This window comes from uncultured Flavobacterium sp., assembly GCF_963925185.1.
In the GTDB taxonomy this organism is placed as follows: Bacteria; Bacteroidota; Bacteroidia; order Flavobacteriales; family Flavobacteriaceae; genus Flavobacterium.
In genome coordinates this window covers 1-4589 of sequence record NZ_CAWURC010000045.1, presented here as the reverse complement: position 1 = coordinate 4589, position 4589 = coordinate 1, and the positions used below count along the sequence as shown (strand labels likewise).

Annotated in this window: 3 protein-coding genes and 1 pseudogene; 2 read left to right on the top strand and 2 right to left on the bottom strand. The window is 33.4% G+C overall.

The features are described 5' to 3' along the window. Positions 1-339, top strand: a pseudogene (locus tag AABM59_RS09735) (pirin family protein); the annotation flags it as partial. Positions 340-349: 10 nt separating this feature from the next. Next, positions 350-652 carry an N-acetyltransferase gene (locus AABM59_RS09730; protein ID WP_338408774.1) on the top strand — a complete coding sequence of 101 codons (303 nt, stop codon included), beginning with the start codon at positions 350-352 and terminating at the stop codon, positions 650-652. A gap of 113 nt (positions 653-765) precedes the next feature. On the opposite strand, the gene AABM59_RS09725 is transcribed toward AABM59_RS09730, so the two are convergent. Both AABM59_RS09725 and AABM59_RS09720 read right to left on the bottom strand, forming a co-directional pair. Then, positions 766-2400, bottom strand: coding sequence for an ABC-F family ATP-binding cassette domain-containing protein (locus tag AABM59_RS09725; RefSeq protein WP_338408773.1), 1635 nt, complete (start codon positions 2398-2400; stop codon positions 766-768). Positions 2401-2568: 168 nt separating this feature from the next. Beyond that, positions 2569-4035, bottom strand: a complete 1467-nt coding sequence (locus tag AABM59_RS09720) for an alanine/glycine:cation symporter family protein (RefSeq protein WP_338408772.1) — start codon at positions 4033-4035, stop codon at positions 2569-2571. Positions 4036-4589 lie beyond the last annotated feature (554 nt).

The window sequence follows — 4589 nt, the reverse complement described above, 5'->3', positions numbered from 1 at the left end:
GTAACGCCGAGATACGACCAGAAATCATTTGATATTGAAAATCAAATCAATACCTTTGTGAACATTGTTTCTCCAAAAGACAAAAACGACGGTCATGCATTATGGGTTTACCAGCAAACGTTTTTCAATCTAGGAATCTTCGAAAAGGATACAACCATCACTTACAAAGTAAATATTCCGCAAAACGGTGTATATCTATTCTTGATTGAAGGCGAAATTGAAGTTGACAATCAAATTTTAAAAGAAAGAGACGCTTTGGGAATAATTGATTTTGATCAATTTGAAATCAAAATCAATTCGAAATCAAAAATACTATTGGTCGAAGTGCCAATGAAATAAATAAATTATTATGGAATCTGCCGTTATTATTGAAATCAAGGACAATGCTTTTGCCAGACAATTTGAGACCATTGTGGATGAAGGATTAGTTACCGTTGAATATTCGTTTCAGGAGAAAAAAATATTTTTAACAAAAATTAATGTCCCAGATTTATTTGATGATGATATTTTTATTTCAAACTTACTCAAAAATATTATGGCAATTGCCATAGAAAGAAAACTAAAAGTAGTTCCCATTCTTCCTAAAATTGTGGTGTTTTTCAAAAAAAATCCGATATACAAAGAGTTACTTCCTCCGGGAATAAGATTATAAAAAAAGAGGTTGTTTTCTAATGAAAACAACCTCTTTTTTATCTAAAATTTACACGATCTAATATCATTGACTAAATTAATAGGGTTACCTAATATTAAATTAGAAACCTGCTATTATTTCTCAATTTCTTTCATACTATCCATTTTTTTGTGTGCCAAGAAGCCAGCAATATCTTCAAAATGTTCTTTTACTCTTTTGTTTCCAAATTCAAAAACCTTAGTCGCCAATCCGTCAAGAAAATCTCTATCGTGCGAAACTAGAATCAAGGTGCCGTCAAAATCTCGTAGGGCATCTTTGATAATGTCTTTGGTTTTCATATCTAAATGGTTCGAAGGCTCATCCAGAATCAACAAATTAACGGGTTCCAATAATAATTTTATCATTGCCAAACGCGTTTTTTCGCCACCCGAAAGCACTTTTACTTTTTTAGTAACATCGTCTCCGTGAAACATAAAGGCACCTAAAATATCCTTGATTTTAGTACGAACATCACCAACGGCAATATCATCAATTGTTTCAAAGATAGTGGCATTTTCATCTAATAAAGAAGCTTGATTTTGGGCAAAATAACCAATTTGCGCATTATGACCAATTTCTAAACTTCCTCCATTGATTTCAATTTCTTTCATAATGGCTTTAATCATCGTTGATTTTCCTTCACCATTTTTCCCTAGGAAAGCTACTTTTTCACCTCGTTCTATGACCATATTGGCGTTTTCAAAAACCACATGATTTCCATACGATTTTGATAAATCCTTGACAATTACAGGATATTGTCCGGAACGAATGGCTGGTGGAAATTTTAATTTCAGCGCCGAATTATCAACCTCATCAACCTGAACAATAACTAATTTCTCTAACATCTTAACACGGGACTGAACGGCATCCGTTTTAGAAAATGTTCCTTTAAAACGGTCGATAAAAGTCCTGTTATCAGCAATCATTCGTTGCTGTTCGTCATATGCTTTTTGCTGATGCACTCTCCTGTCTTTTCTTAATTCTAAATAATGAGAATATTTAGCTTTGTAATCATAAATCCGTCCCATCGTAACTTCAATGGTGCGATTCGTTATGTTGTCTACAAATGCTCTATCATGCGAAATCACCACAACAGCTTTGGCCGAATTAATCAGAAAATCTTCTAACCATTGAATACTTTCAATATCCATGTGATTCGTAGGCTCATCCAATAAAATCAAGTCTGGTTTTTGCAAAAGAATTTTGGCTAATTCGATTCGCATTCGCCAACCACCTGAAAAATCTGAGGTTTGACGAGTGAAATCTTCACGAACAAACCCTAAACCAATCAGGATTTTTTCCACTTCAGCTTCATAATTTACTTCTTCAATGGCATAAAATTTTTCACTTAAGTCTGAAACTCTTTCGATCAATTTCATATAGGCGTCACTTTCATAATCTGTCCGAATCGTCAACTGTTCGTTGATTTCGTCAATTTCCGCTTTCATACCAAAAATTTCTCCAAAGGCTTTTGAAGTTTCTTCCATAACCGTTGCGCCATCTGTAGTCAATAAATGCTGAGGCAAATAAGCTACAATAGCATCTTTTGGAGCCGAAATATTTCCTGTTGAAGGTTTGCTTTGACCTGCTATAATTTTTAGAAGCGTCGATTTTCCAGCTCCATTTTTACCCATAAGAGCAATTTTATCATTTTCATTTATAGCAAAAGAAATATCACTAAAAAGCGTTGTGCCTCCAAATTGGACGGAGATATCGTTGACTGTAATCATTAGAAAAGATTAGAATTTTATAAGGTTAGAATTTTAATTCAAACCGTTTAAATAATTAAAAAGGTGCAAAGATAGATTAATTAGACAATTAGTCTATAAAAAATAAATGCTTCTAGAAACAGCATAAATATTGTGTTTCTAGAAGCTTTAAAATACTTTGAGAAAAAATTATTTTTCCTCTTTATTTTTGTTAAGTGTATTCCAAATATTGGCATTCATCACGCCTATATCTTCTGGATTAAACATAGGGTCTTTTCCTTCTTTTTTCTGTTTTTCATAATCTTTTAAAGCTGCCAAAGCGGGTTTTTGTAACAGTAGAATAGCGATGATATTAAACCAAGCCATAAGCCCTACCCCAATATCACCAATATCCCAGGCCAATTTTGCTTGATTGATAGAACCATACATAATTACCAACATCATAACCCCTTTAAGAATATGAGTGTAAATTGGTGATTTTAAGTTTCTGGTTAAATAAGAAATATTAGTTTCCGCAATATAATAATAAGCCAAAATTGTTGTGAAAGCGAAGAAAAACAATGAGATTGCCACAAAATAAGACCCAAAACCTGGAAAAACACTATCCATAGCACTTTGAGTAAATCCTGGACCTACCGTAACATTTTGTGCTCCATTATATAAAAATTCAGAAGCGCCTCCAGTTCCAAAACTTGGATTATACACATTGTATTTTCCTGTTATCAACAACATAAACCCTGTTGCAGAACAAACCAATAAAGTATCAATATAAACAGAAAATGATTGAACTAAACCTTGCTTAGTAGGATGTGAAACATTGGCGGCAGCAGCAACATGTGGCGCTGTACCTTGTCCTGCTTCATTTGAATAAATCCCTCTTTTTACTCCCCATTGAATGGCAAGACCAAAAACAGCTCCAAAACCAGCTTCCATATTAAAGGCACTTTTGAACACTAATGAAACAACCCCTGGAAGTTGATCATAATCAATAGCAATTATCACTAATACAATTAAGACATAACCTATAGCCATAATAGGCACAACATACTCCGTAAATTTGGCAATTCTTTTTACTCCACCAAATACAATAAGACCAAATATAATCGCCACAGCAACTCCAGAAATCCAAGTATCCAATTGAAAAGCATTTTGAATACCATCAGCCACCGAATTAGCTTGAACACCCGGCAATAATAGACCCGCTGAAATAACAGAAACAACGGCAAACAAAATACCAAACCATTTCACCCCTAAACCTCTTTCTATATAAAAAGCGGGGCCTCCACGAAACTGTCCTAAATGTTTCTCTTTATAAATTTGAGCCAAAGTCGCTTCAACAAAAGCGGTACTTGCTCCTAAAAAGGCAACCATCCACATCCAAAACATAGCTCCTGGCCCACCAAATGCAATCGCCGTAGCAACTCCTGCGATATTCCCTGTTCCTACTCTACCTGCCAATGACATAGATAAAGCCTGAAAGGAAGAAACCCCAGACTCCGTGCTTTTACCATCAAACAATAGGCGGAACATTTCTTTGAAATGACGCACTTGTAAAAAACGGGTTCTTATAGAAAAATAAAGTCCGGTACCTAGACACAAAGCTATTAACGCATAACTCCAAACAATATCATTTATCATTCCTACAAACTCTTCCATATATTCTAAATTAAATTCTAATTATTATAAAAAACCAAATTAAGTTCATTTTAGGGTAGGAAACAAATTTCTTGGAACATGAAAAATCATTTTGGCCAATTTGAAGAAGAAACCTTTAGAATTAAAGAGTATTAGGAGTGATAATAAAGAGCACTTTGTTTAATTCGATATGAATCGTTTCATTACTTCGGAAACAGACTAGTTATTATTGAAAGTTATAATACTATCTGAATAATCTACAATCAATTCTGGTTTTGAGCTATTAAAAAAAAGTATTGAACATAAAATACGCTTCTTACTAAGTTCAAAACATAAGCACTCCATTATTTTACTTAAAAGACTATTTAAAACCTAACTAAAAACTCTAAATACTCAAAACCAACTATTTTAAATTTTATATAAAGTATTAATAGTTAACCCGTTGGGTGTAATTAGTTTTTAATGGTAATTTTTCGTCGGTGTGATTAGTTTTTGTAAGAAAATCGTATCGAGAACAAGAAAAATTTCGTTAAAAACGATTCTCGATACATTTTTTGTTCCGTTTTACTGCACAA

Bases quoted from the DNA above. Each gene is read 5' to 3' on its own strand.
- AABM59_RS09730 (WP_338408774.1), top strand. From the start codon at position 350: ATGGAATCTGCCGTTATTATTGAAATCAAGGACAATGCTTTTGCCAGA.
- AABM59_RS09725 (WP_338408773.1), bottom strand. From the start codon at position 2,400: ATGATTACAGTCAACGATATCTCCGTCCAATTTGGAGGCACAACGCTT.
- AABM59_RS09720 (WP_338408772.1), bottom strand. From the start codon at position 4,035: ATGGAAGAGTTTGTAGGAATGATAAATGATATTGTTTGGAGTTATGCG.